25 protein-coding genes are annotated in these 23,759 nt (G+C 72.7%); 13 read left to right on the top strand and 12 right to left on the bottom strand.

Features of this window, described 5'->3' with window-relative positions; genetic code table 11:
* Window position 1 precedes the first annotated feature (1 nt).
* From ABWI07_RS35640 to ABWI07_RS35630, 3 genes are read left to right on the top strand one after another with little or no spacing between them, the layout of a single operon-like run.
* Window positions 2-832, top strand: coding sequence for a CHAP domain-containing protein (locus ABWI07_RS35640; RefSeq protein ID WP_353821269.1), 831 nt, complete (start codon window positions 2-4; stop codon window positions 830-832).
* 39 nt (window positions 833-871) lie between these two features.
* Window positions 872-2,140: a hypothetical protein gene (locus ABWI07_RS35635; RefSeq protein WP_149257441.1), complete on the top strand. Its 1,269-nt coding sequence runs from the start codon at window positions 872-874 to the stop codon at window positions 2,138-2,140.
* The gene (locus ABWI07_RS35630; protein ID WP_353821268.1) at window positions 2,137-3,552 is read left to right on the top strand and encodes a M48 family metallopeptidase; all 1,416 of its coding nucleotides are present in this window, start codon (window positions 2,137-2,139) and stop codon (window positions 3,550-3,552) included. Before ABWI07_RS35635 ends, ABWI07_RS35630 begins: the two co-directional genes overlap by 4 nt.
* Before the next feature lie 7 nt (window positions 3,553-3,559).
* On the opposite strand, the gene ABWI07_RS35625 is transcribed toward ABWI07_RS35630, so the two are convergent.
* From ABWI07_RS35625 to ctaC, 4 genes are all read right to left on the bottom strand, one after another.
* Window positions 3,560-4,828: a L,D-transpeptidase gene (locus ABWI07_RS35625; RefSeq protein ID WP_235036556.1), complete on the bottom strand. Its 1,269-nt coding sequence runs from the start codon at window positions 4,826-4,828 to the stop codon at window positions 3,560-3,562.
* Between the two features lie 141 nt (window positions 4,829-4,969).
* On the bottom strand, window positions 4,970-5,380 hold the full coding sequence (locus tag ABWI07_RS35620; protein WP_149257444.1) for a cytochrome c oxidase subunit 4: 411 nt from the start codon (window positions 5,378-5,380) through the stop codon (window positions 4,970-4,972).
* A 3-nt stretch (window positions 5,381-5,383) separates the two neighbouring features.
* Window positions 5,384-7,051 carry an aa3-type cytochrome oxidase subunit I gene (gene ctaD / locus ABWI07_RS35615; RefSeq protein ID WP_149257445.1) on the bottom strand — a complete coding sequence of 556 codons (1,668 nt, stop codon included), beginning with the start codon at window positions 7,049-7,051 and terminating at the stop codon, window positions 5,384-5,386.
* Entirely contained in the window at window positions 7,048-7,839 is a 792-nt protein-coding gene (ctaC, locus tag ABWI07_RS35610; protein ID WP_149257446.1) for an aa3-type cytochrome oxidase subunit II, read from the bottom strand. The genes ctaD and ctaC overlap by 4 nt, the downstream gene beginning before the upstream one ends.
* A 163-nt stretch (window positions 7,840-8,002) precedes the next feature.
* Here ctaC and ABWI07_RS35605 point away from each other — a divergent pair, with 163 nt between their 5' ends.
* Together ABWI07_RS35605 and ABWI07_RS35600 are read left to right on the top strand one after the other, a co-directional pair.
* Window positions 8,003-9,181, top strand: coding sequence for a cysteine desulfurase family protein (locus ABWI07_RS35605; protein ID WP_149257447.1), 1,179 nt, complete (start codon window positions 8,003-8,005; stop codon window positions 9,179-9,181).
* On the top strand, window positions 9,178-9,486 hold the full coding sequence (locus ABWI07_RS35600) for a sulfurtransferase TusA family protein (protein ID WP_149257448.1): 309 nt from the start codon (window positions 9,178-9,180) through the stop codon (window positions 9,484-9,486). The genes ABWI07_RS35605 and ABWI07_RS35600 overlap by 4 nt, the downstream gene beginning before the upstream one ends.
* Window positions 9,487-9,629: 143 nt before the next feature.
* Here ABWI07_RS35600 and ABWI07_RS35595 read toward each other — a convergent pair whose 3' ends face one another.
* Both ABWI07_RS35595 and ABWI07_RS35590 read right to left on the bottom strand, forming a co-directional pair.
* Window positions 9,630-10,616 carry a carbohydrate kinase family protein gene (locus tag ABWI07_RS35595; RefSeq protein WP_149258024.1) on the bottom strand — a complete coding sequence of 329 codons (987 nt, stop codon included), beginning with the start codon at window positions 10,614-10,616 and terminating at the stop codon, window positions 9,630-9,632.
* Window positions 10,617-10,837: 221 nt separating this feature from the next.
* Entirely contained in the window at window positions 10,838-11,200 is a 363-nt protein-coding gene (locus ABWI07_RS35590) for a HesB/IscA family protein (protein WP_149257449.1), read from the bottom strand.
* 236 nt (window positions 11,201-11,436) lie between these two features.
* Between ABWI07_RS35590 and nadA the strand changes: the two genes are divergently transcribed.
* Window positions 11,437-12,591, top strand: a complete 1,155-nt coding sequence (nadA, locus tag ABWI07_RS35585; protein WP_149257450.1) for a quinolinate synthase NadA — start codon at window positions 11,437-11,439, stop codon at window positions 12,589-12,591.
* A gap of 48 nt (window positions 12,592-12,639) precedes the next feature.
* On the opposite strand, the gene pspAB is transcribed toward nadA, so the two are convergent.
* From pspAB to ABWI07_RS35565, 4 genes are all read right to left on the bottom strand, one after another.
* Window positions 12,640-13,209, bottom strand: coding sequence for a PspA-associated protein PspAB (pspAB, locus tag ABWI07_RS35580; RefSeq protein WP_353821266.1), 570 nt, complete (start codon window positions 13,207-13,209; stop codon window positions 12,640-12,642).
* 3 nt (window positions 13,210-13,212) lie between these two features.
* A complete protein-coding gene (htpX, locus tag ABWI07_RS35575) occupies window positions 13,213-14,130 on the bottom strand; it encodes a zinc metalloprotease HtpX (protein WP_353821265.1) in 918 nt (305 codons plus the stop codon).
* A gap of 138 nt (window positions 14,131-14,268) precedes the next feature.
* On the bottom strand, window positions 14,269-14,547 hold the full coding sequence (pspAA, locus tag ABWI07_RS35570; RefSeq protein ID WP_149257453.1) for a PspA-associated protein PspAA: 279 nt from the start codon (window positions 14,545-14,547) through the stop codon (window positions 14,269-14,271).
* Window positions 14,544-15,353 carry a PspA/IM30 family protein gene (locus ABWI07_RS35565; protein ID WP_353821264.1) on the bottom strand — a complete coding sequence of 270 codons (810 nt, stop codon included), beginning with the start codon at window positions 15,351-15,353 and terminating at the stop codon, window positions 14,544-14,546. Before ABWI07_RS35565 ends, pspAA begins: the two co-directional genes overlap by 4 nt.
* Window positions 15,354-15,486: 133 nt before the next feature.
* On the opposite strand from ABWI07_RS35565, the gene ABWI07_RS35560 reads away from it, so the two are divergent.
* Together ABWI07_RS35560 and ABWI07_RS35555 are read left to right on the top strand one after the other, a co-directional pair.
* Window positions 15,487-16,062 carry a DUF3043 domain-containing protein gene (locus tag ABWI07_RS35560; RefSeq protein WP_235036557.1) on the top strand — a complete coding sequence of 192 codons (576 nt, stop codon included), beginning with the start codon at window positions 15,487-15,489 and terminating at the stop codon, window positions 16,060-16,062.
* A 111-nt stretch (window positions 16,063-16,173) separates the two neighbouring features.
* On the top strand, window positions 16,174-17,175 hold the full coding sequence (locus ABWI07_RS35555) for an aldo/keto reductase family protein (RefSeq protein ID WP_149257455.1): 1,002 nt from the start codon (window positions 16,174-16,176) through the stop codon (window positions 17,173-17,175).
* An 87-nt stretch (window positions 17,176-17,262) separates the two neighbouring features.
* Here the strand turns inward: ABWI07_RS35555 and ABWI07_RS35550 are convergent, their stop codons facing one another.
* Window positions 17,263-17,460, bottom strand: a complete 198-nt coding sequence (locus ABWI07_RS35550) for a hypothetical protein (RefSeq protein WP_149257456.1) — start codon at window positions 17,458-17,460, stop codon at window positions 17,263-17,265.
* Window positions 17,461-17,497: 37 nt separating this feature from the next.
* Complete coding sequence (locus ABWI07_RS35545; RefSeq protein WP_353821263.1) at window positions 17,498-18,412, bottom strand: DsbA family protein; 915 nt, start codon at window positions 18,410-18,412, stop codon at window positions 17,498-17,500.
* Window positions 18,413-18,477: 65 nt separating this feature from the next.
* On the opposite strand from ABWI07_RS35545, the gene ABWI07_RS35540 reads away from it, so the two are divergent.
* The 5 genes from ABWI07_RS35540 to ABWI07_RS35520 form a co-directional block, all read left to right on the top strand.
* On the top strand, window positions 18,478-19,422 hold the full coding sequence (locus ABWI07_RS35540) for a bifunctional adenosylcobinamide kinase/adenosylcobinamide-phosphate guanylyltransferase (protein WP_353821262.1): 945 nt from the start codon (window positions 18,478-18,480) through the stop codon (window positions 19,420-19,422).
* Between the two features lie 16 nt (window positions 19,423-19,438).
* Window positions 19,439-20,197, top strand: coding sequence for an adenosylcobinamide-GDP ribazoletransferase (locus tag ABWI07_RS35535; protein WP_353821261.1), 759 nt, complete (start codon window positions 19,439-19,441; stop codon window positions 20,195-20,197).
* A 61-nt stretch (window positions 20,198-20,258) separates the two neighbouring features.
* The gene (locus ABWI07_RS35530; RefSeq protein WP_502912884.1) at window positions 20,259-21,791 is read left to right on the top strand and encodes a leucyl aminopeptidase; all 1,533 of its coding nucleotides are present in this window, start codon (window positions 20,259-20,261) and stop codon (window positions 21,789-21,791) included.
* Between the two features lie 157 nt (window positions 21,792-21,948).
* The gene (gene lpdA / locus ABWI07_RS35525) at window positions 21,949-23,340 is read left to right on the top strand and encodes a dihydrolipoyl dehydrogenase (RefSeq protein WP_149257461.1); all 1,392 of its coding nucleotides are present in this window, start codon (window positions 21,949-21,951) and stop codon (window positions 23,338-23,340) included.
* 36 nt (window positions 23,341-23,376) lie between these two features.
* Window positions 23,377-23,759 (top strand): biotin/lipoyl-containing protein (locus ABWI07_RS35520; protein ID WP_353821259.1); only part of this gene is annotated, 383 nt, incomplete at its 3' end.

Below are 23,759 nucleotides of genomic sequence, written 5' to 3'. Positions count from 1 at the left end.
CGTGCCACGCGCGCACCGCAAGAAGGCCCCGGGCAAGCACCGGAAGCCGCACCCCCTTTCCATCACGTGGCGGACGACCGGCGGCGTCGTCGTCGGCGCCGCCGTGCTCGGCACCGCCGCCGCCACGGCGCAGGCGTCGGTCCTGCCGTTCGGCTCCGCCCCGGTGAGGTCCGCCGCCGCGGCCGACCTGGCCCCCGGCCTGGCGGCGCACGGCGACCCGTCCAGGCGCAAGTCCGAGGGCGAGCCCAGGATCCGCGCCTCGAAGACCCCCAAGAAGACCCGGCCCGAGCGGCCGTCGGCCGTGTCGTCCGGCAGGCCCTCCGCCAGAGCGGCCGGGAAGTCGCGGCCCACCGCCGCGCAGGCCATCAGGCTCGCCCGCTCGCAGGTGGGCGTCGAGGAGGACGGCGGCGGCGAGACCAAGTTCCAGGAGTGGTACATGTCCACGTCCCGCGCGCGGGAGACGCTCGCGCGCGACGGCGGGTCCCTCGACGGCTACAGCGACGCGAACTGGTGCGACATGTTCGTCTCCTGGGTCGGCGAGCAGATCGGCTTCGGCGACCAGGTCGGCAGCGACGCCTGGACGGTCGCGCACGCCCGCTGGTTCCAGGAGCACGGGCGCTGGGGCACCGAGCCGAGGCCCGGCGCGATCGTCTTCTACGCGTGGGACGGCGGCAAGTCCTTCGACGACATCCGGCACGTCGGCCTGGTCGTCGAGGAGATCGACGACGGCACGATCGAGGCCGTCGAGGGCAACACCGACAACGCCGTCCGCGTAAAGGAACGTTCCACAGACGACGTCGTCGGCTACGGCTACCCGGACTACCGGTCGTGATGCCGCCCCTCGCCCCGCGTCCTGCATAGGATCGCGCCCATGGAGGAAGGCCCCGGGCAGGACGCCACCGTCACGCGGCGCAGGGTCCTCGCCCTGGGCGCGGGCGGGGCCGCCGCCCTGCTCGCCGGAGGCGCCGGCCTGGTCGGCTCGCGCTCCGGCGGCGGGGCGCCCGGCGCCGGCGGCGCCGGCGCCGCCACCTCGCGGGTCGCCGGGACGTTCAGCCCGGAGACGGCCGCCGCCGTCCTCGCCAACCGCGCGCGCGCCGTCCGCGACGGCGACCGCATGGCCTTCCTCGCCAGCGTGGGCGACGCCCCCGCCGCCTTCCGGGACGCCCAGGCCCTCATGTACGGCAACCTCCGGAAACTCCCCCTGGAGAACTGGCGGGAGCGCATCGTCAACACCGAGGCCATGGACGGCGGCAACGCCGTCGTCCGGATCGAGGTGCGCTACAGGCTGCGCGGCTTCGACAGGAGCGACGTGGCCCGCACCCGCTACCTCACGCTGGCCCCGCGCGGCGGGACGTGGACGGTCGTCGGGGACGGGACGTCCCGCGGCCTCACCGACGACGCCGACATCTGGGACAGCGGCCCCCTGACGGCGGTCAGGGGGCGAGCCGGACTCGTCATCGGCGACGGCACCGGCCTCGACCGCATCGCCGCGCGGCTGGACGCGGCCGTCCCGGTCGTCACCTCCGTGGTCGGCAAGGGGTGGGCGCAGCGGGTCGTCGCGCTCGTCCCCGCCGACGCCTCCCTCGCCTCCGCGCTCGCCGGCCCCGGGCAGAGCCTCGGCCAGATCGCCGCGCTCGCCACCATCGCCCCCGGGGACGGCCGCGGCGAGGACCGCGTCATCATCTCCCCCGGCACCTTCGGCCGCCTCAACGAGCTCGGCCGCAACGTCGTCCTCACGCACGAGCTGACCCACGTCGCCACCGGCGGCGCCCGCGACCGGCGCACCCCGCTGTGGCTGATCGAGGGCTTCGCGGACTACGTCGGCTACCGGCGCGTCAAGATCAGTACCCGGTCGGCGGCGGGCGAGCTGCGCCGCGAGGTCTCCGCCGGGCGGGCGCCGTCCGCGCTCCCCGCGGCCGACGCGTTCGCCGGCGGCTCCCCGCGCCTCTCCCAGGCCTACCAGGAGGCCTGGCTCGCCTGCCGGATGGTCGCCGACCGGTACGGTGAGGCGGCGCTCGTCCGGCTCTACCGGGCCGCCGGGCGCGCCCCGGAGGCCGCGGCGCTGCGCGACGTGCTGGGCCTCACGCGGGAGCGCTTCACCGCACTTTGGCGCGACTACGTGAAAGAGGAGCTCGCATGAGCGAGGCGGAGACGGACGAGGGCAGCGCCGAGGGCACCGCCGGCGGAAGGCCGGGCGGCGCCCCCGGCGCCCCGGCACGGCGGCCCCGGGTCGCCGCCGCCGTCACGGCCGCCGTTCTCTTCGCCGGGGTCGCGGCCGTCCTCGCCCTGACCACCCCGTGGAGCCCGCTGCCCGGGCACGTCCCCGGCGGGCGCGTGAGACCCGACCCCGCACTGGACTTCACCCCCGCCGAGATCGCCCGTTCCAGGGCGTTCGACTCGGCCGTCAACCCGCCCGCCTACTCCGGGCTCGCCGTCGGACTCGTCCTGGTCCTGGTGCTGGGCTTCACCCCGCTGGGCGCACGGTTCATCGGCTGGGTCACCGCCAGGACACGTCGCCGGTGGCTGCGCATCATCACCGCCACCCTCGCCCTTACCACGCTGCTGCGCATCGCCGGGCTGCCGTTCGACGTCTGGGGCGAGTCGGTGCTGCGCCGCTACGGGCTCTCCACGCAGAGCTGGCCCGCGTGGCTCGTCGACCAGGCGAAGTCCCTCGCCGTCACGTGGGTCATCTACACGATCGCCCTCCTGCTGCTCTACGCCCTCACCCGCCGCTTCCCGCGCTACTGGTGGACGGGCGCCGCCGCGGGCGGGTTCGTCCTCGTCGTCTTCGTCTCGTTCGTCTACCCGCTCGCCGTCGAACCGGTGTTCAACAAGTTCCACTCGCTGCCCGCGGGCCAGTTGCGCAGCGACCTGCTGGCGATGGCCCGCCGGGACGGCGTGCCCGTCAAGGACGTCCTCGTCGCGGACGCCTCCCGCCGGACGACGTCGCTCAACGCCTACGTGTCCGGGTTCGGCTCCACGCGCCGCATCGTCCTCTACGACACGCTGCTGAAGTCGCCCCCCGCCCAGGTCGAGTCGATCGTCGGGCACGAGCTCGGCCACGCCAAGCGCGACGACGTGCTGTGGGGCACGCTCGTGGGCGCGCTCGGCGTGGCCGGGGCACTCTGCCTGCTGTACCCGCTGATGACGTCCCCGCGCCTCCTGCGGCGCGCCGGGCTCGATCCCGGCGCGCCCGGTCCCGGCGGGGCCGGCCCGGACGCCCGCCGCGGCGGCGGGGCGGCCGACCCGAGGTCCATCGCGCTCCTCCTCGCGCTCGTGACGGCCGGGACGACGCTCGCCGCCCCCGTCCAGAACCTCGTGAGCCGCCGCATCGAGGCCCGCGCCGACGTCCACGCGCTGGACCTCACCCGCGACCCGTCGACGTTCGTGTCGATGCAGCACGCGCTGTCCGTGCGCAACGTCTCGGACCTGGACCCCGACGCGGCGGAGTACCTGCTGTGGCTCACGCACCCCTCGGGCCCCGACCGGATCGCCATGGCCCGCGACTGGGCGCGCATGCACCGCGTCCGGGTCCCGCCGCCGCAGCGCTAGCCGGCGCTCAGTTGCCCTCGGCCCGCTGCGCACCGGGGACCTTGGCCCCCCGCTGCGCCGACAGGGTCGCCGCGTCCACGTGCGGAGCCGTCGTGACCGACCGCTTCAGGGCGCTGCCCTTCGTCCAGTCCTGCCACTTGACCTGCCAGTAGCCCCAGCCGTTCTCCGGCTCCAGCTCCCGGCTGCTCCCGGTCACCGTGATCGGGTCGCCCCGCTGGGAGAGGTTGTAGAACCACTTGGCGTTGGACGGGCTGACGTTGATGCAGCCGTGGCTGACGTTCTCGCTGCCCTGGGCGCCGACCGACCACGGCGCGCTGTGGACGTACTCGCCGCTGTCGGAGATCCGCACCGACTTGTAGACGGTCAGGCTGTAGTACCCGGCGCAGCCGGGACCGCAGCCGTCCCACTCCGACGTCATGACGGTCGGGTCCTCCTTGCCCATCGCGAGGTGGACGCCGTTGGTCGTGGTGTACTTGCGGACCCCGCCGCGCCCCATGCTCGTCGGGATCGTACGGGCCTTCTTCCCGTTGATCCTCACGACCATCTTGTGGCTGTCCTCGCCGGCCGTGGAGACGTGCGAGTCGCCGACCTTGAAGTCGACGCCGTAGTCCTTCCCGCCGTAGACGCCCTGGCCGGTGCGGACGCCGCTCAGGTGCGCCTTGAACGACACCTTCGTGTGGGCGGGCCAGTACTGCTTCGTCCGGAAGACGACCTCCTGGGCGCCGAACCAGTTCCAGCCGCCCTCGACGGTCCGGTCGGCGGTGACCTCCAGGGCCCGCTCCACGGCCGCCCGGTCCTGCACCGGGCGGGCGAAGTGCACGATGATCGGTATGCCGACGCCGACGGTCTCCCGGTTGAACGGCGCCTCGATCGAGACGTCGTTGGTCTTCTTCACCTCGGCCGTCGTGAAGCCGCTGCGGACCGTACGCGTCCGGCCGTCCCTGCCGAGGGCGGTGGCGTCGACCGTGTAGGCCGTGCCCGGCTTCAGCGTCCACCGGGACCGCCACCGGGTCCGGTCGGCGCTCAGGTCGCCCTCGACCACTCCGTCCTTCGTCGCCACCGTCACGTTCTCGATCGTGCCGTGCCGCGCCTCGACGGCGATGGGGCTGTCCGGCCTGAGCTTGCCGCCGCCCCCGCCCGGGGACACCGCGAGCTTCACCTCGTCCCTGCCGTCCGGTGCGACGCCTCCCGAACACGCCGCGGCACCCGCCACCACGCCCGCGCCGACGAGCACGGCGGTGTACCGCCCCCGGCCTCCCGGTCTCGAGCCACTCACCCGCATGTGGACCCCCCGGTCGTTCACCTGGGCGATCGGTCCGCTGCCCAGCCCGGTCGCTGGAGCGGCGCCCAGTATGTGTGAAAGGGCCGGTACCCGCTACAAAGCGGACACCGGCCCCCGATGGGGATCTTTTACTGATCAGTGGGCGAAATGACCCCGATAGTACTCGAACACCATTCCGATCGATGTGAGGACCGCGGCGGCGGCGCCGAGGATGACCAGCCACCAGCCGAACACGACGCCGAGCGCCACGGCCGAGGCCGACAGCCCCACGAACAGCGGCCACCAGCTGTGCGGGCTGAAGAAGCCCAGCTCGCCGGCCGCGTCCGCGATCTCGCCCTCCGGGTCGTCCTCGTACAGCGGCCCGGCGTTGGCGCGCTCGAGGCGCCGGATCGTGAAGTGGACGTAGAACCCGATGAGCCCGGCGAGGCCGACCGCGAGCGCGAGCGCCGTCGTGCCCGTCCAGTCCTTGGACCAGAGCCAGTACACGATGTCGGTGGCGAGGAAGAAGACCGCGCAACCGTAGAACATGAACGCCTGGACGCGCATCGGCTACTCCCCCTTCGCCCCGGCCAGTTCGCCCTTGGCACCCACGTGCGGGTGGTGCAGGTCGAACGCCGGCCGCTCGGAACGGATCTTCGGGATCGAGTTGAAGTTGTGCCGCGGCGGCGGGCAGGACGTCGCCCACTCCAGCGAGTTGGAGTAGCCCCACGGGTCGTCGACGTCGACGCGCTTGCCGCGCTTCCACGTGATGTAGACGTTGTAGAAGAACGGCAGCATCGACGCGCCGAGCACGAACGAGAAGATGCTGGAGATCTCGTTCAGCCCGTGGAACTCGTTCGCGTAGTCGGCGTACCGGCGCGGCATGCCCGCGGCGCCCAGCCAGTGCTGGATGAGGAAGGTGCCGTGGAAGCCGATGAACAGCATCCAGAAGTGGACCTTGCCGAGGGTGTCGTTCAGCATCTTGCCGGTGAACTTCGGCCACCAGAAGTAGAAGCCCGCGAACATCGCGAACACCACGGTGCCGAACACGACGTAGTGGAAGTGCGCCACCACGAAGTAGGAGTCCGACAGCTGGAAGTCCATCGGCGGCGACGCCAGGATGACGCCGGTGAGACCGCCGAACAGGAAGGTCACGAGGAAGCCCAGCGACCACAGCATCGGCGACTCGAACGTCAGTTGTCCTCGCCAGATGGTCCCGACCCAGTTGAAGAACTTCACCCCCGTGGGCACGGCGATGAGGAACGTCATGAAGGAGAAGAACGGCAGCAGCACCTGGCCGGTGACGAACATGTGGTGCGCCCACACGGTGATGGACAGGCCCGCGATGCTGATGGTCGCGAAGACCAGGCCGATGTAGCCGAACACCGGCTTGCGGCTGAAGACCGGGAGGATCTCCGTCACGATGCCGAAGAAGGGCAACGCGATGATGTAGACCTCCGGGTGCCCGAAGAACCAGAACAGGTGCTGCCAGAGCAGCGCGCCCCCGTGCGCGGCGTCGAAGATGTGCGCGCCGAGCTTGCGGTCGGCCTCGAGCGCCAGCAGCGCCGCGGCCAGCGGCGGGAAGGCGATCAGGACCAGGATCGAGGTCAGCAGGACGTTCCACGTGAAGATCGGCAGCCGGAACATCGTCATCCCCGGCGCCCGCATGCACAGGATCGTGGTGATGAAGTTGACCGCGCCCATGATGGTGCCGAAGCCCGACATCGCGAGGCCCATCACCCACATGTCGCCGCCGACGCCCGGCGAGCGGACCGCGTCCGACAGCGGGGCGTAGGCGAACCAGCCGAAGCTGGCCGCGCCGCCCGGGGTCAGGAAGCCCGCGATGACGATCAGGCTGCCGAACAGGAACAGCCAGTACGCCAGCATGTTCAGCCGGGGGAACGCCACGTCGGGCGCGCCGATCTGCAGCGGCATGATGACGTTGGTGAAGCCCGCGAACAGCGGCGTCGCGAACATCAGCAGCATGATCGTGCCGTGCATGGTGAACAGCTGGTTGAACTGCTCGTTGCTGACGACCTGCAGCCCCGGCTTGAACAGCTCCGTGCGGATGATGAGCGCGAGCACACCGCCGAACAGGAACATGAAGAACGAGGTGATCAGGTAGAGGTAGCCGATCACCTTGTGGTCGGTGGACGACAGCCAGGAGGCGATGATCCGCCCCTTGCTCGTCCGCGGCGCGGCGATCGGCGCGCTCGGTGCGTGACTCGTCGCGGTCACTTGGCACCTCCCGCGGCCAGTGCTTGCTTCGAATCGGCGATGAACTTCTGGTACTGCTCCGGCGTCACGACCCGCAGCTGGAACAGCATCCGGCTGTGGTCGACGCCGCAGAGCTCGGCGCAGCGGCCCTCATAGGTGCCGAGCTTGTTCGCCGTGAACTCGAACTCGTTGGTGTAGCCCGGCATGACGTCCTTCTTGTAGATCAGTGCCGGCACCCAGAACGAGTGGATGACGTCGTTGGCGTGCAGCCGCACCCGCACCGTCTGGCCCGAGGGGATCGTCATCACCGGCTTGGCGGCGGCGGGCCCGTTCGGGGCGACGGGCTGGCCGACGACGGAGGCGACCGTCTTCTCCTTGCCCGCGGCGTCCTTCTCCTTGTAGTCGAACTGCCAGCTCCACTGGAACCCGGTCACGTCGACGACCACCTGCGGATTCTTGGTGGTCTTCTCGACGAAGTTCTCGTCCCTCGCGGTGAAGTAGAACAGGACCGCGATGATGACGAACGGGACCGCCGTGTAGAGGATCTCGATCGGCATGTTGTAGCGGACCTGCGGCGGCAGGTCGTCGGAGCGCTTGCGGTGGAACAGCACCGCCCAGATGATCAGGCCCCAGACCACGGCCCCGACCGCGAACGCCGCGATCCAGGAGCCCTGCCAGAGCTTCAGCATGCGCTCGCCCTGGACGCTGATCGGCTCGGGCAGGCCCAAGCGGCTACCGCTGCACGCGGTGGCGGACAGCGCCAGCAGTCCTAGCGCGCCGGCGCTTTTCAATGCGCGGCGACTGCGCACAGGCGTACGCCGCTCCCTAGAGCGGGTCGGACTCACGGAATGCCTTCCCCACGGATGAAAGCCCGGTCGGCCGGGCGGAGAGATCGGTGTTTACACGTGTGGTGGACACCCTAGCGCGAGGGTCGCGCGAACCCCCGATCGGGTGCCCGGTTAGTGTTCTCACGTGGCACGACCGAGCACTCCGGGCGGCTATTTCGACGCCGCGTCCACCGAGCCGCCGCACCCGGCGGCCCGCGCCGCCCTGCTCGAGGCGCTGGACGCGGCCTGGGCCGATCCCGCCCGGCTGTACGGGACGGCCCGCGGCGCCCGGCTGCTGCTCGACCGCGCCCGCGCGCGTGTCGCCGGCGTCCTGGGGGCCCGTGCCGACGAGGTGTCGTTCACCTCATCGGGCACCCAGGCGGTGCACCTGGCGGTCCTCGGGGGGCTCCAGGCGCGCCGGCGCGCCGGGCGGCACCTGGTCGCGGGCGCCGTCGAGCACTCCAGCGTCCTGCACGCCGCCGAGCTGCACGAGCGCGACGGCGGCGAGGTGACCCTCGTCGGCGTCGACCGCACCGGGCGCGTCGACGCCGCCGAGTTCGCCGCGGCGCTGCGCCCCGACACCGCGCTGGCCTGCCTCCAGTCGGCCAACCACGAGGTCGGCACCCTCCAGCCCGTCGCCGAGGTCGCGGAGGCCTGCCGCGCCGCCGGCGTGCCGCTGTTCGTCGACGCGGCGCAGTCCATCGGCCGGGCCGACGTCCCCGGCGGGTGGTCGTACCTGGCGGGCAGCGCCCACAAGTGGGGCGGCCCCGCCGGCGTCGGCGTGCTCGCCGTCCGCAAGGGCGCCCGGTGGCGCTCGCCGCTGCCGGACGACGAGCGCGAGGGGCGCCGCGTCCCCGGGTTCGAGAACGTCCCCGCCATCGCGGCGGCCGCCGCCGCGCTGGTGGCCTACCGCGCCGACATGGCGGCGGACGCGCCGCGCATCTCCGCTCTGGTGGACCGCATCCGGACGGAGGTACCGCGGAGCGTCCCCGACGTCGAGGTGGTCGGCGACCCGGTCCGGCGGCTCCCCCACCTGGTCACGTTCTCGTGCCTGTACGTGGAGGGCGAGGCGCTGCTGACCGAACTGGACCGGCTGGGTTTCGCGGTTTCCTCCGGCAGCTCGTGCACGGCGGATACGCTGCGTCCGAGCCATGTGCTGGAGGCGATGGGAGTGATTACCCATGGGAACGTGCGGGTATCGCTGCCGCGTGGCGTCGGTTCGGAGGACGTGGACCGGTTCCTCACCGCGCTCCCCGATGCCGTCGCCCGCCTCCGCCGGACGACGATGAACACCCTCGAGACAGGGAGGCGGTCGCGCCCATGAGGTTCCGAGGCCGCGCCAGGACCGGTCCCCCGCCCGGCGACGCGGCGCCGCCCCCCGCGGAGCCGGAGGGCCCGCCGCCCGTGCTCGTCATCGACGCGCTGGGCCGCAAGTGCCCCATCCCGATCATCATGCTGGCCGAGCGGATCAGGGAGGTCCCGGTGGGGCAGATCGTCGCGGTCCTCGCCGACGACGCCGCCGCCCGCACCGACGTCCCCGCCTGGTGCCGGATGAAGTCCCAGGACTTCGTCCGCGAGGAGACGCTCCAGCAGGGCGGCTGGGGCTTCCACATCCGCCGCACGTACTAGGGGTCCGCGAAGACCGGGGCCGCGGAGGGCCGAGGCACCGCGGCGGGTCCGGGCGCGCGGACGCCCGGAGACACGGAAGCCGGGAACACAGAGGGCCGCGCCGGTTCGGCGCGGCCCTTCGTGCATGCCCGGATCTGGCGGTCTTACGGGGTCGGGCAGGCGACGTGCGGCTCGATGTCGGCCGCGGCGTCGGCGCCGTAGACGGCCGCGAAGCGGTCGAGGAACGCCCGGCGGCCGAGCGTGTACTCCTGCGGGCCGGCGGCCTCGAGGGCGTGCGCGGCGATGGCGTTGCCGACCTGGGCGGCGCGTTCGAGCGGCAGGCCCCAGGCGGTCGCGGACAGGAAGCCGGCGCGGAACGCGTCGCCGACGCCGGTCGGGTCGACGACCGAGTCGACCGGGACGCACGGGACGTGCACGCCCTCCTCGCCTTCGCGGTCGATGACGACGCCCTTGGCGCCGAGGGTGGTGACGCGCACGCCGACCCGGGACAGGATCTCCTCCCCCGACCAGCCCGTCTTCTCCTCGGCGAGCGCCTTCTCGTACTCGTTGCTGAACAGGTAGGCGGCGCCGTCGATGAGGCGGCGGACGTCGGCGCCGCCCATCCGGGCGAGCTGCTGGGACGGGTCGGCCGCGAACGGGATGCCGCGGCCGCGGCACTCGTCGGTGTGCCGCAGCATCGCGTCGGGGTCGTTCGGGCTGACGACGACGAGGTCGAGGCCGCCGACGCGGTCGGCCACCGGCTGGAGCTCGATGGAGCGGGCCTCGCTCATCGCGCCGGCGTAGAACGTGGCGATCTGGTTCTGGTCCTGGTCGGTGGTGCACAGGAAGCGCGCCGTGTGGTGGATCTCGGACACGTGCACCGAGGCGGTGTCGACCGTGTGCCGTTCGAGCCAGGAGCGGTAGTCGGCGAAGTCGTCGCCGACGGAGCCGACGAGGATGGACTCCTTGCCGAGGCTGCCCATGCCGAAGCAGATGTTGGCGGCGATGCCGCCGCGGCGGATCTCCAGCTCGTCCACCAGGAAGGACAGCGACACCCGGTCGAGCTGGTCGGGCAGGAGCTGGTCGGTGAACTTCCCGGGGAAGGTCATCAGATGGTCGGTCGCGATGGACCCGGTCACGGCGATGCGCACGGCGTCGCTCTCCTCGTCGTGGTCGTCCGGCTGTTTCACCGGCTGTACGAACCCGTCAGGCTACTCACCATCGCACCACAGATGGCCGCCCTGCGACACTTCGCCGCGTCCACCGCCGGAGGGCAGCAGGAAGGGGCGGTCCGGGCCCAGTGGCCCGGCCCGCCCCTCGCGGCCCCTCGGGGGCCGTCGCGCTCGGCGCGTGTCAGCGCGCTCGGCGGGCGTCAGTTGAAGGAGTCGCCGCAGGCGCAGGAACCCGACGCGTTCGGGTTGTCGATCGTGAAGCCCTGCTTCTCGATCGTGTCGACGAAGTCGATGGTGGCGCCGGTCAGGTAGGGCGCGCTCATCCGGTCGACGCGCACCGACAGGCCGCCGAAGTCCTGGATCTGGTCCCCGTCCATCTCCCGCTCGTCGAAGAAGAGCTGGTAGATCAGACCGGAGCAGCCGCCCGGCTGCACGGCGACACGCAGCGCAAGGTCGTCGCGGCCCTCCTGCTCGAGCAGGCCCCTGGCCTTCTCGGCGGCGGCGTCGGTGAGGATGACGCCCTGCTGCGTGGTCTCCTGCGTGGTCTCGCCTGAAACCGTCATGTGTTCAGCTCCCGGGTCTCGCTGCGCCGCGGTCGCGGCGGACTGTCGCTTGTCCTCGAAGACGTCTCACGCCTCTTCCCGTAGGACAACGTACCTCGCTACATGGCCATTCCGCTTCTCGGCGATGTTTAACGCCATGGGCGGGTGCGTTCTACGTCACACCGCCACCACCCCGGTGTGTGTGCCATCATTAGTCGTCAAAGCGACGATAAGTCCCGTCGCGAAGGGAGACCGCCGTGACCACCCCAGTGCGCGACCTTCCGCTGCTGCTGCTCGGCAGCGGTGCCGACCCCGCGAGCGAACGCGGCGTGGACTGCCCCGGCGAGCTGCCGCCGGCGTCCGACCCCGCCCTCGTCGAGCGGGCCCGCGCCGCCAAGGCGGCGCTCGGCGACCGGGTGTTCGTGCTCGGCCACCACTACCAGCGCGACGAGGTCATCCAGTTCGCCGACGTCACCGGCGACTCGTTCAAGCTGGCCCAGCGGGCCGCGGCCCGCCCCGAGGCGCCCTACATCGTCTTCTGCGGCGTCCACTTCATGGCGGAGTCGGCCGACATCCTGACCGCCGCCCACCAGCGGGTGATCCTGCCGGACCTCGGCGCGGGCTGCTCGATGGCCGACATGGCGACCTTCGACCAGGTCGAGGAGTGCTGGGAGGTCCTGGAGGACGCCGGCGTCGCCGACGACGTCGTGCCCGTCACCTACATGAACTCCTCGGCCGACATCAAGGGCTTCGTCGGGCGGCACGGCGGTGTGGTGTGCACCTCGTCCAACGCCAAGCGCGCCCTCGACTGGGCCTACGGCAAGGGCAAGAAGGTCCTGTTCCTGCCCGACCAGCACCTCGGGCGCAACACCGCGGTCCTGGAGATGGGCTTCTCGCTGGACGACTGCGTCGTCTACAGCCCGCACCGCCGCGAGGGCGGCCTCACGCACGGGCAATTGCGGGACGCCAAGATGATCCTGTGGCGCGGCCACTGCTCGGTGCACGGCCGGTTCAGCAAGGAGTCGGTCGACGACGTCCGCGCGCGGGTGCCCGGCGTGAACGTCCTCGTGCACCCCGAGTGCCGGCACGAGGTCGTCACGGCCGCCGACCGGATCGGCTCGACGGAGTACATCATCAAGACGATCGAGGCCGCCGAGCCCGGATCGTCCTGGGCCGTCGGGACGGAGCTGAACCTCGTCCGGCGGCTGGCGAACGCCCACCCGGACAAGAACGTCATGTTCCTCGACAAGACCGTCTGCTACTGCTCGACGATGAACCGGATCGACCTGCCGCACCTGGTGCTGTCGCTGGAGTCGCTGGCCGCCGGCGAGGTCGAGAACGTCATCGAGGTGGACGAGGAGACCGCGCACTACGCCCGCATGGCTCTGGACCAGATGCTCGCCCTGCCCTGACCGGGCGCCGGGCATCCGGAGGCCGAAAGGGAGCGGGGGCCGGAGGGATCAGAGGCCGGGGGCGCCCCAGACGGGGAACCACCGGCCGAGGTCCTGTTCGAACCGCAGGTCCGCGCCGATCGCGCCGCGCACCTGGAGCTCGAGCGCGTTGTCGCGTTTGTCCCCGGGGAGCGGCGCGAACGGGTAGAACGTGCCGCGCTTGTAGAGGTAGACGAGCGCAAGGCGCTGCCCGTCCGGCCCCTTGAACCCGACGAGGGAGCACAGCAGGTGCGGGCCGAACCCGCCCCCCTCCAGCGTCGCGTTCACCGCGTGCAGGTCGGTGACGAGGTCGGGCAGCTCCTCGGGCCGGTGCTCGGCGAGCAGCCACGTGTAGCCGTAGCCGTCGGTGCTGATCTGGACCTTGGGGCCCTCGTCGGCGTCCAGCAGCTCCTGGACGTCGGCCTGGAGCCGCGCGAACGCCCCGCCCTCGGCCGCGCGGAAGCACACCGAGCCGAGCCCGGTCGGGGTGAACCCCGTCGCCGCCTCGAGGGTGACGGCCGCCGTCGACAGCCCGAAGATCTGGTCGAGGTCGGGCTTGGCCGGCTTGGACCGGCCGAGCAGGGTGTCCAGGAACCCCACGGATCACACTCCCCTGCTGAGCTGCTCGGAGATCTTCGACAGCTGCGCGAGCCGCCGGTCCAGCGACGGGTGGGTGGAGAACAGCGCCGAGACGCTGACGCCCCTGCCGAGCGCCGGGGTGAAGAAGAACGCGTTGAACGCCTGCGAGGAGCGCAGGTCGCTGGTCGGGATCCGCGCGATCTCGCCGCTCACCTTCGTCAGCGCGCTGGCGAGGGCGGAGGGGCGGCCGGTCAGCAGCGCGGCGGCGCGGTCGGCCGACAGCTCGCGGTAGCGCGACAGGGCGCGGGTGAGCAGGAAGCTGACCGCGTAGGCGAGCGCGCTGGCCGCGACGACGGCGAGCAGGATCAGCCCGGTGTTCTGGTCGTTGCCGCGGCGGCCGAACCCGCCCCACAGGCCCCACTGGAGCCCGAACCTGGTGATCAGGCCGGCGAGGATGCCGAGGAACGAGGCGACCGTCATGACCGCGACGTCCTTGTGCGCGACGTGCGCCATCTCGTGCGCGAGCACGCCCTCCAGCTCGACCGGGTCGAGCCGGCGCAGCAGCCCGGTCGTCACGCAGACGACGGCCTTCTTCTGGTTGCGGCCGGTGGCGAACGCGTTCGGCACGTCGGTGTCGGCGATCGCGACCCGGGGCTTGGGGGCGTCCGACATCGCGCAGATGCGGTCGATGACGCCGTGCAGCTCGGGCGCCTCCTGAGGGGAGACGACCCGGCCGTGCATGGCGAACAGCGTCATGCGGTCGGAGAAGAAGTACTGGGCGAGGAGGAACAGCACCGCGAAGACCAGCGCGACGCCGGCCCAATTCGGTACGAAGACGAAAAATGCCCCCACAAAGACGACGTACACCAGCCCCAGCAGGAACATCGTCACGAGCATGCGCGATGTCAGCCCCCGGTCGGAGGCGTAACGCGTCCTGGCCATTCGGCCACCCCCAGTCCTTGCTCCTATTCACTTGTACGAACGCCCGGAGCACGGGTTTTGTGCCCGGATGTCCATAACATCACCCCCGCTTGCCCCCGCGCGGACCGTCCCGGAGGACGGCCCGGGGCCCCTGCCGGGTCAGTCCGGGATGAGACCCTCGTCCCCCAGCATGGAGCGCACCTCGTCGATGTGCGCGTCGGCCGGGGGCAGGATCAGCTCGGACGGCTCCAGGCTGTCCGGCGGCAGCGGCTTGCCCACCTTGCGCACGTTCTCCAGCAGGGCGTGCAGCGCGGTGCGGAACGCGGTCTCGTCACCCGACTCGATCGCCGCCTCGAGCTCGGCGTCGAGGGTGTTGAGGGAGGACAGCTCGTCCTCGGCCACGTCCAGCTGGCCCTCCCCCATCAGGCGGACGATCACTGGGCACCCCCGGGGTTCTGCGGCCACGGGGCCTGCTGGGGGGTGTCCTGCTGCTGCTGGTGCGGCTGCGCGGTCGGCGAGCCCTGGTTCAGCTCCTTGGGCGCGGGGCCCTGGCCGAGTTCGGCCTTGAGGCGCTCCAGCTCCAGGTCGACGCCGGGGCCGGAGCCCATCCGGTCGAGCTCGGCCTGGATGTCGTCCTTCGGCCCGGAGAAGTCCTCCAGGGCGCCGGAGGCCAGCAGCTCGTCGATCGCGCCGGCGCGGGCCTTCATCGTGTCGGTCTTCTCCTCGGCGCGCTGGATCGCCAGGCCGACGTCGCCCATCTCCTCGGAGATGCCGGAGAACGCCTCGTTGATCTTGGTCTGCGCCTCGGCGGCCGTGTAGGTCGCCTTGATCGTCTCCTTGCGGGTGCGGAAGGAGTCGACCTTGGCCTGCAGCCGCTGGGAGGCGAGCGTGAGCTTCTCCTCCTCGCCCTGCAGCTGCTGGTACTGCCCGCGCAGGTCGTTCAGCTGGCCCTCCAGGCCGGCGCGGCGGGTCAGCGCCTCGCGGGCGAGGTCCTCGCGGCCCACCTGCAGCGCCTTCTTGCCCTGGTCGGTCAGCTTGCTCTGCTGCTGTTCGAGCTGGTTGATCTGCAGCTCGAGACGCTTGCGCGAGGTGGCGACGTCGGCGACCCCGCGACGGACCTTCTGCAGCATCTCCAGCTGGCGCTGGTAGGAGTAATCGAGGGTCTCCCGAGGGTCTTCCATCCGGTCCAGGGCCCTGTTCGCCTTGGACTTGAAGATCATCGACATTCGCTTCATCACGCTCATCGCGCGGCGCCGGTCCCTTCGTGCTGTCGCCTCAGTCGTGAACTGGGCTCAATGACCACTGCTGGGGTTCTTATCACCCTACGCGTTAACGCGCGAGGCAGCCACGATGTTCGCAGCCGGTAGGCTGATACCTGTGTTCAAGCGTCGTACCCCGGAGGCCCCGCCGGATCCTCCTCAGGTAGTAAAGCCCGGCGGCAAGGGCCGCCCCACGCCCAAGCGGAGCGAGGCCGAGAAGCGCCGCCGCCAGCCGATCACGGCGCCGGCCAGCCGCAAGGAGGCCTACCGCAAGGTGCGGGAGCGGCAGGCCGTCGAGCGCGCCAAGGCGCGCGAGGGCATGGCCAAGGGCGACGAGAAGCACATGCTCAAGCGGGACAGGGGCCCGGTCCGCCGGCTGGCGCGCAACTACGTCGACGCCCGCCGCACGTTCGGCTCCTACCTGATGTACCTCATGTTCGCGCTGGTGCTGCTGAGCATGCTGCCGATCCCGGCGGCCAAGCTGCTGGTGCTGTTCGTGCCGCCGCTGCTGCTCCTCGTGGTGTTCGCGGAGGGCCTGATGCTGAGCCGCGGCATCAAGCGGCTGGCCGCCGAGCGCTACCCCGGCGAGGACTCCAAGGGCGTCGGCATGTACGCCGCGATGCGCGCGATGCAGATCCGCCGGCTGCGGATCCCGAACCCGCAGGTGCGGATCGGCGAGAAGGACAAGGTCTGAGGACGGGCCCGGAAAGGGCTCCGGAGACGGGGCCCGGCCGGTGTCCTGCGCTGCGCCGGCGGGGGCGTTCTCCGCGCATCGCACGATCAACCCGGGGCTAGGGTCGGGGCCATGGAGTTCCGAAACCTGGGCCGGAGCGGTCTGAAGATCAGCGAGATCGCGTACGGCAACTGGCTCACCCACGGCTCGCAGGTCGAGGAGGACGCGGCGCGCGCGTGCGTGCGCGCCGCCCTCGACGAGGGCGTCACCACGTTCGACACCGCCGACGTCTACGCCGGCACGCGCGCCGAGGAGGTCCTCGGGCGCGCGCTGAAGGGGCAGCGGCGCGAGGGGCTGGAGATCTTCACCAAGGTCTACTGGCCCACCGGCCCCGGGGTGAACGACCGGGGGCTTTCGCGCAAGCACGTCTTCGAGTCGATCCACGGGTCGCTGCGCCGCCTCGGCACCGACTACGTGGACCTCTACCAGGCCCACCGGTTCGACTACGAGACCCCGCTCGAGGAGACCCTGCGCGCCTTCGACGACCTCGTCCGGCAGGGCAAGGTCCTCTACGTCGGCGTGTCGGAGTGGCGGGCCGAGGAGATCGAGCGCGCCCTCAAGATCGCCGACGAGATGGGCTTCGACCGGATCGTCTCCAGCCAGCCGCAGTACTCGATGCTGTGGCGGGTCATCGAGGAGGAGGTCGTCCCGCTCTGCGAGCGCGAGGGCATCGGGCAGATCGTCTGGTCGCCGATCGCGCAGGGCGTCCTGACCGGCAAGTACAAGCCGGGGCAGCCGCTGCCGGAGGGGTCGCGCGCCACCGACGACAAGGGCGGCGCCGACATGATCAAGCGCTACCTCGACGACGACCTGCTGACCCGGGTGCAGAACCTGCGGCCGGTCGCGGACGACCTCGGCCTGTCGATGGCGCAGCTCGCGATCGCCTGGACGCTGCAGAACCCGAACGTCTCGGCCGCGATCGTCGGCGCGTCCCGCCCCGAGCAGGTCGCCGACAACGTGAAGGCGGCCGGGGTGAAGCTGGACGCCGACGTGATGAAGCGGATCGACGAGATCCTCGGCGGGGTCGTCATCCGCGACCCGGCCAAGACCGTCAGCCCGCGCCGGCGCCCCTGAGCCGGGCAGGTGCCGGAGGGCCGCGGAGCGCGACGCTCCGCGGCCCTCGCCGTTCGCGGCCCCGCCGCCCCGGGTCGGCGGGGCCGGTCACTCGGGGTCGTGCAGGCTCATCCCGTAGACGACGGTGTCGCCGTCCAGCAGGGCGACCTTGTCGACCTCGTCGGCGCGCAGCCCCCGCCAGTTCTCCCCCAGCCAGCTCTCCGCGTCCGCCTGGGTGGAGAAGGTCTCCTCCGACATGCCGATCATGCGCCCGTCGGCCTTCTCCAGCCGCCAGCTCCACGCCATCGCCCTCGACCTCCCTCGTCGCGGTGAGACTAGCCGGTCAGGACGCGGCCTCTATGGCGCGACGCAGCGCGTCCGGGCTTTCGGTGTCGGACTGGGCGAGCGTCCGCCCGTTGACCCGCACGCTGGGCGTGCCCTGGATCCCGGACGAGATGTAGCCCTGGCTGACGGTCCGCACGCCGGCCGCGTAGCGCTGGCTCTTGACGCACGAGGTGAACTCGCCGCTCGTCAGCCCCAGCGGCGCCGCGTAGGCCAGCAGCTCCTCCGCCTTGTAGCCCGGGGTGCTCTCGGTCGCGGGCTGATGGGCGTAGAGGGCGTCCTGGTAGGACAGCCAGTGCGCGCCGTCGGTGACGCAGCGCAGCGCCGCTGCGGCCCGCAGCGAGTTGTCGTGGGCCGGCCGGGTCCCCTCGCCGAAGATCAGCATGGGGTGGAAGACGACCTTGGCGCGGCCCTCGACGGCCAGTTGCTTGAGCATCGGGTCGTGCTTGCGGTCGAAGGCGCCGCACGGCGGGCAGGCGAAGTCCTCGTAGATGTCGACGACCGGGGACGTGACGCCCGGACGGGCCATGACGAGGCTCCCGTCCGCGAGGGGCGTGGCCTCCGCACCGCCGGCGATCTTGCCGACCCTCAGCTGCCGGTCCCCGCCGCCGTCTCCCCCGCCGTCGTCCCCCCGAACGAGGAGGGCGAACACGACGCCCGCGACCAGCACCAGCGCCAGCCCGGCGCCGACCAGCGCGATCACCAGGCCGCCGCCGCCCCGGCGTCCGGGCGGCGGCGTTCCGGGCGGCGGCATCGGGGGCGTGCCGGGCGGATAGGACGGCCCGGCGGGCCAGCCCTGGCCCGGGGGCGGTCCCGGCGCGGGTCCGCCGGGCGGGACGTGAGGCGGGCCGTAGGGCGGCTGCTGCCCGCCCTGGCCCGGTTGCGGGGGCCAGGGCGCGTTCGGGGGGTTGCCCACCGGACTCCTCCAGGGGGGACGTCGTGATCCTTCGAGCCGAGCGTAACCGTAGAGTTCCGGACGGGATGAACATCGAGCTTCGCGGCATCGCCGCCGCACAGGGCTGGCCGGCCCCGGGGTGCCGGTGCGCGTCGTGCGGCCGGCTGCGCTCGGCCGGCGTCCGGCACGCGCCGTTCGCCGCCGTGGTCGACGGCGTCGCGCTGGAGGACCTCCCGCGCACGGACGTGCCCGGCGGGTACGAGGTCATCGCGCCCGGCGGAGGGCGGGCGCTGGTGGCGGCGGGTCCGGGGACCAGGCCGGAGCCGCCGGCGGGCGCCGAGTACGAGGCCGTGCTGCTGGACCTGGCGGGTTCTCCGGAGCACCTGGGGTACCTGCGCCGCGTCGGGGCCGTGACGCCGGCGACGCGGGTCGAGGCCGTGCACGTCGACCACCGCCTGCCCTCGCCGTCCGAGCTGGAGCGGCGCATGGCCTTCTGGAACCGCTCGGAGCACGGCCCGTTCCGGACGCTGCTCCTCGGGGGCGGCCGGTCGGGCAAGTCGGCCGAGGCGGAGCTGCGCCTGGCCGCGTGCCCGGACGTCCTCTACATCGCGACCGGCCCGGTCCGGGACGACGACCCCGGGTGGGCCGAGCGCGTCGCCGCGCACCGGCTCCGCCGCCCGGCGTGGTGGCGCACGGCGGAGACGACCGATCTCGCGGAGGCGCTCGCGTCCGCGACCGGCCCGGTGCTGGTGGACGGCATCGGCACCTGGCTCGCGGCCGCGATGGCCGAGACGGACGCCTGGGAGGAGCCGTCGCGGGTGCGGCCGCTGGTGGACGGCCTCGTCGCGGCCTGGCGGGGCACGGCGGCGCGGGTCGTCGCGGTGAGCGACGAGGTCGGGCTGTCGCTGGTGCCCACGACTCCGTCCGGGCGCGCGTTCCGCGACGCCCTCGGCCTGGTCAACCAGCGGCTCGCGGCCGAGTCCGAGGAGGCGGCGCTGGTCGTCGCGGGCCGCGTCACGGAACTCGGATGACCGGCAGGGGACCCCGATGACCGCGGGCCTGCGGCTGGCGGTCACGCTGCTCACCGTCGTCCCGCTGCGCACCGGCCGGGTCGACCGGGCCGCCGCGCGCTCGGCCATGCTGCTCGCCCCCGCCGCCGGGCTGGTCCCCGGCGGCGCCGCCGCGCTGGTCCTGCTGGCCGGCGAGGCGCTCGGCCTGTCCCGCCTGCTCGCGGCGGCGCTCGCGGTCGCCGCGACGGCGGCGGCCACCCGGGCGCTGCACCTGGACGGCCTCGCCGACCTCGCGGACGGGCTCGGCAGCGGGCGTCCCGCCGCCGAGGCGCTGGCGGTCATGAAGCGGTCCGACATCGGTCCGTTCGGCGTCGTCACCCTGCTGCTGGCGCTGCTCGTCCAGGCGGCCGCGCTGGCCTCGGCGCCGGACCCGGCCGTCGCCGCGCTCGTCGCGGCGGTCACCGGCCGCCTGGCGCTGCCCTGGGCCTGCCGCACCGGCGTGCCGTCCGCGCGGCCCGGCGGCCTCGGAGCGCTGGTGGCGGGCACGGTGCCGGCGCGCGCCGCGTTCGCCGCCACGGCCGTCGTGCTCGCCGCCGCGGCGGCCGCGGGCGCCGCCGCCGGCGGCCTCGGCGGCGCGCTGCACGGCACGGCGGCGGTGGCCGCCGGGCTGGCCGCCGCGCTGCTGACGCTCCGCCGCGCCGTCCGCCGCCTCGGCGGGGTGACCGGCGACGTGCTCGGCGCCCTCGTCGAGGTCGCCGCCACGGCCGCGCTGATCGTCCTCGCCGCGCTGCCCTGAGGGCGCGACGGCCTCCCCGGGGCCGCGCGGGCGCGCGGGCCAGGGAGCGCCCGGGCGGGCAATGCTTGATCCAAAAGGGCGAAACCGGTCACCAAGAGGACTAACATCGGGCTACGTGACGAGCATCAGCCTTGACAGCGCAGACCTGGCCGGACTCGACGTCGACGCGATCGTGATCGGCGTCGCCCCCGCGGAGGCGGGTGCCGCACCGGCCGCCGGCGCCGAAGCACTCGACCGCGCGATGGACGGCAGGCTCGCCGACGCGCTGGGCGCGCTCGGCGCCACCGGCAAGGCCGGCGAGGTGACCAGGCTGCCGTCGCTCGGCGCCGTCCCCGCCAAGATCGTCGTGGCCGCCGGGCTGGGCGAGAGCCCCTCCGCCGAGGACCTGCGCCGCGCCGCGGGCGCCGCCGTCCGCTCCCTCGCCGGCACCGCCCGGATCGCGGTCGCGCTCCCCGCCTCCGGCGCCGCGGACGTCGAGGCCGTCGCGCTGGGCGCGCTGCTGGGCGCCTACTCCTTCGACTCCTTCCGCACCGGCGACGACCACAAGAGCCCCGTCGAGGAGATCCGGCTGCTCGCGCCCGCGTCCGAGGAGGCCGCCGTCGGGCGCGCCCGCACCCTCGCCGCGTCCGTCAAGCTCGTCCGCGACCTGGTGAACACCCCGCCGTCCCACCTGTCCCCCGAGGACTTCGCCGGCGAGGCCGAGCGGGTCGCCGGCGAGACCGGCCTCGCCATCGAGGTGCTGGACGAGAAGGCCCTCGTCGAGGGCGGGTACGGCGGCATCACGGGCGTCGGGCAGGGGTCGGTGAACCCGCCGCGCCTCGTCCGGCTGGCCTACGCCCACCCCGAGGCGTCCAGGACCCTCGCCCTCGTCGGCAAGGGCATCACGTTCGACTCCGGCGGCCTGTCCCTCAAGCCCAGCGAGGCGATGGACTGGATGAAGTCCGACATGGGCGGCGCCGCCGCGGTGCTCGGCGCGCTCGCCGCCATCGCGGAGCTGCGCCCCGCGGTCAACGTCGTCGGCTACCTCGCGATCGCCGAGAACATGCCGAGCGGCACCGCCCAGCGCCCGTCCGACGTGCTGCGCATCTACGGCGGCAAGACGGTCGAGGTCCTCAACACCGACGCCGAGGGCCGGCTCGTCATGGCCGACGCCCTCGTCCGCGCCGGCGAGGACTCCCCCGACCTCATCGTGGACGTCGCCACCCTGACCGGCGCGCAGCTCGTCGCCCTCGGCACCCGCACCGCCGGCGTCATGGCCAACGACGACGACGTGCGTGAGAAGGTGGTCGCGGCGGCCGAGCGCGCGGGCGAGGCCGCCTGGGGCATGCCGCTTCCCGCGGAGCTGCGCAAGGGCCTCGACTCGGCGGTCGCCGACATCGCCAACATCAGCGGCGAGCGGTGGGGCGGCATGCTGGTCGCCGGGACGTTCCTCAAGGAGTTCGTGCCGGACGGCGTCAAGTGGGCGCACCTCGACATCGCGGGCCCGGCCTTCCACAAGGGCGAGCCGTACGGGTACACGCCGAAGGGCGGCACCGGCGCGGCGGCCCGCACGCTGGTCCAGATCGCCGAGGACGTCGCCGCGGGCGTGCTGTAGTCGCCACGGGAATCCCGCGGGGGCCCCGCACGCTGTGAGCGGGCGGAGAACAGAATAGGTTTTCTTGTGGCGGTGGGGGCCCGGGTACCGGTGCGCCCCGCCCCGCCCAGGGCGCCGCGATCCACGCGGCGCCACAACCGGGGAAAGGGAGCGTCCAGTGGCCAACAACGGCCCCTTCGACATCGTCGTCCTAGGTGCCGGCAGCGGCGGTTACGCGTGCGCATTGCGCGCCGCCGAGCTCGGCAAGTCGGTCGCGCTCATCGAGCGGGACGAGTCGCTCGGCGGGACGTGCCTCAACCGCGGCTGCATCCCCACCAAGGCGCTGCTGCACGCGGCCGAGGTGGCGGACCAGTCCCGCGAGGCCGCGAAGTTCGGCGTGAAGACCACCTTCGAGGGCATCGACGTCGCCGGAGTGAACGCCTACAAGGACAAGGTCGTCTCGACGACCGTCAAGGGCCTCACCGGGCTGATCAAGTCCCGGGGCATCGAGGTCGTGCACGGCACCGGCCGGCTGGCCGGCCCGACGGCGGTCGAGGTCGACACCGCCGAGGGGACCCGCCGGATCGAGGGCGCGCACATCGTGCTCGGCACCGGGTCCGCGCCGAAGTCGCTGCCCGGCCTGGAGATCGACGGCGAGCGCGTCATCTCCAGCGACCACGCGCTGCGGCTGGAGCACGTCCCCGGCTCGGTCGTCATCCTCGGCGGCGGCGTCATCGGCGTCGAGTTCGCCAGCGTGTGGCGCTCGTTCGGCGCCGAGGTCACGATCGTCGAGGCGCTGCCGCACCTGCTCCCGCTGGAGGAGGAGTCCAGCTCCAAGCGCCTGGAGCGCGCCTTCCGCAAGCGCGGCATCAAGTTCGAGCTCGGCACCCGGTTCGAGAGCACCAAGACGACGCAGGGCGGCGTCTCGGTCACCCTCGAGGGCGGCAAGACGATCGACGCGGAGCTGCTGCTGGTGGCGGTGGGCCGCGGTCCGGTCTCCGACGGCATCGGCCTGGCCGAGGCCGGCGTCGAGACCGAGCGCGGGTTCGTCAAGGTCGACGAGTACTGCCGGACGAACGTCCCCACGATCTCCGCGGTCGGCGACCTCGTCCCGACCCCCCAGCTGGCGCATGTCGGCTTCGCCGAGGGCATCCTCGTCGCCGAGCGGCTGGCCGGGCTCACCCCGCCGCCGATCGACTACGACGGCGTCCCTCGCATCACCTACTCCGACCCCGAGGTGGCCTCGGTCGGCATCACGTCCGCCGTGGCCCGCGAGCGCGGGTACGAGATCAAGGAGGTCACCTACGACCTCGCCGGCAACCCCAAGAGCAAGATCCTGGGGACGCAGGGCGAGGTCAAGGTGATCGCCGCCGCGGACGGCCCCGTCCTCGGCATCCACATGGTCGGCGCACGCGTCGGCGAGCTCATCGCGGAGGGGCAGCTCATCTACAACTGGGAGGCCCTGCCCGGCGAGGTCGCCCAGCTGATCCACCCCCACCCGACCCAGTCCGAGGCGGTCGGCGAGGCGCATCTCGCCCTCGCCGGCAAACCACTGCACGTGCACGGCTGACAAGCCGCACAAGTATTCCGAAGGAGTCGCTGAGACATGCCGGTCTCCGTCACCATGCCCCAGCTCGGCGAGAGCGTCACCGAGGGCACCGTCACCCGCTGGCTCAAGAAGGAGGGCGAGCGCGTCGAGACCGACGAGCCGCTCCTGGAGGTGTCCACCGACAAGGTCGACACCGAGATCCCCTCCCCCGCCTCGGGCATCCTCACCAGCATCACCGTCGCCGAGGACGAGACCGTCGAGGTCGGCGCGGAGCTGGCCGTCATCGGCGACGAGGGCGAGGCGCCGTCCGGCGGCGGCGCCCCGGCCGCCGAGGAGCAGGAGGCGGAGCCCCAGCAGCAGGAGGCCCCGCAGCAGACGCAGCAGCAGGCCCCGCCGCCCGCGGCGTGGCCGCCGCCGGCCCAGCAGCAGCCCGCCGCCCC

The sequence above is a fragment of the Actinomadura sp. NPDC000600 genome (assembly GCF_040492135.1).
Taxonomy (GTDB): Bacteria; Actinomycetota; Actinomycetes; order Streptosporangiales; family Streptosporangiaceae; genus Spirillospora.
Note: the sequence above shows the minus strand (reverse complement) of the source record. Positions and strands in the feature narration are given on the sequence as shown.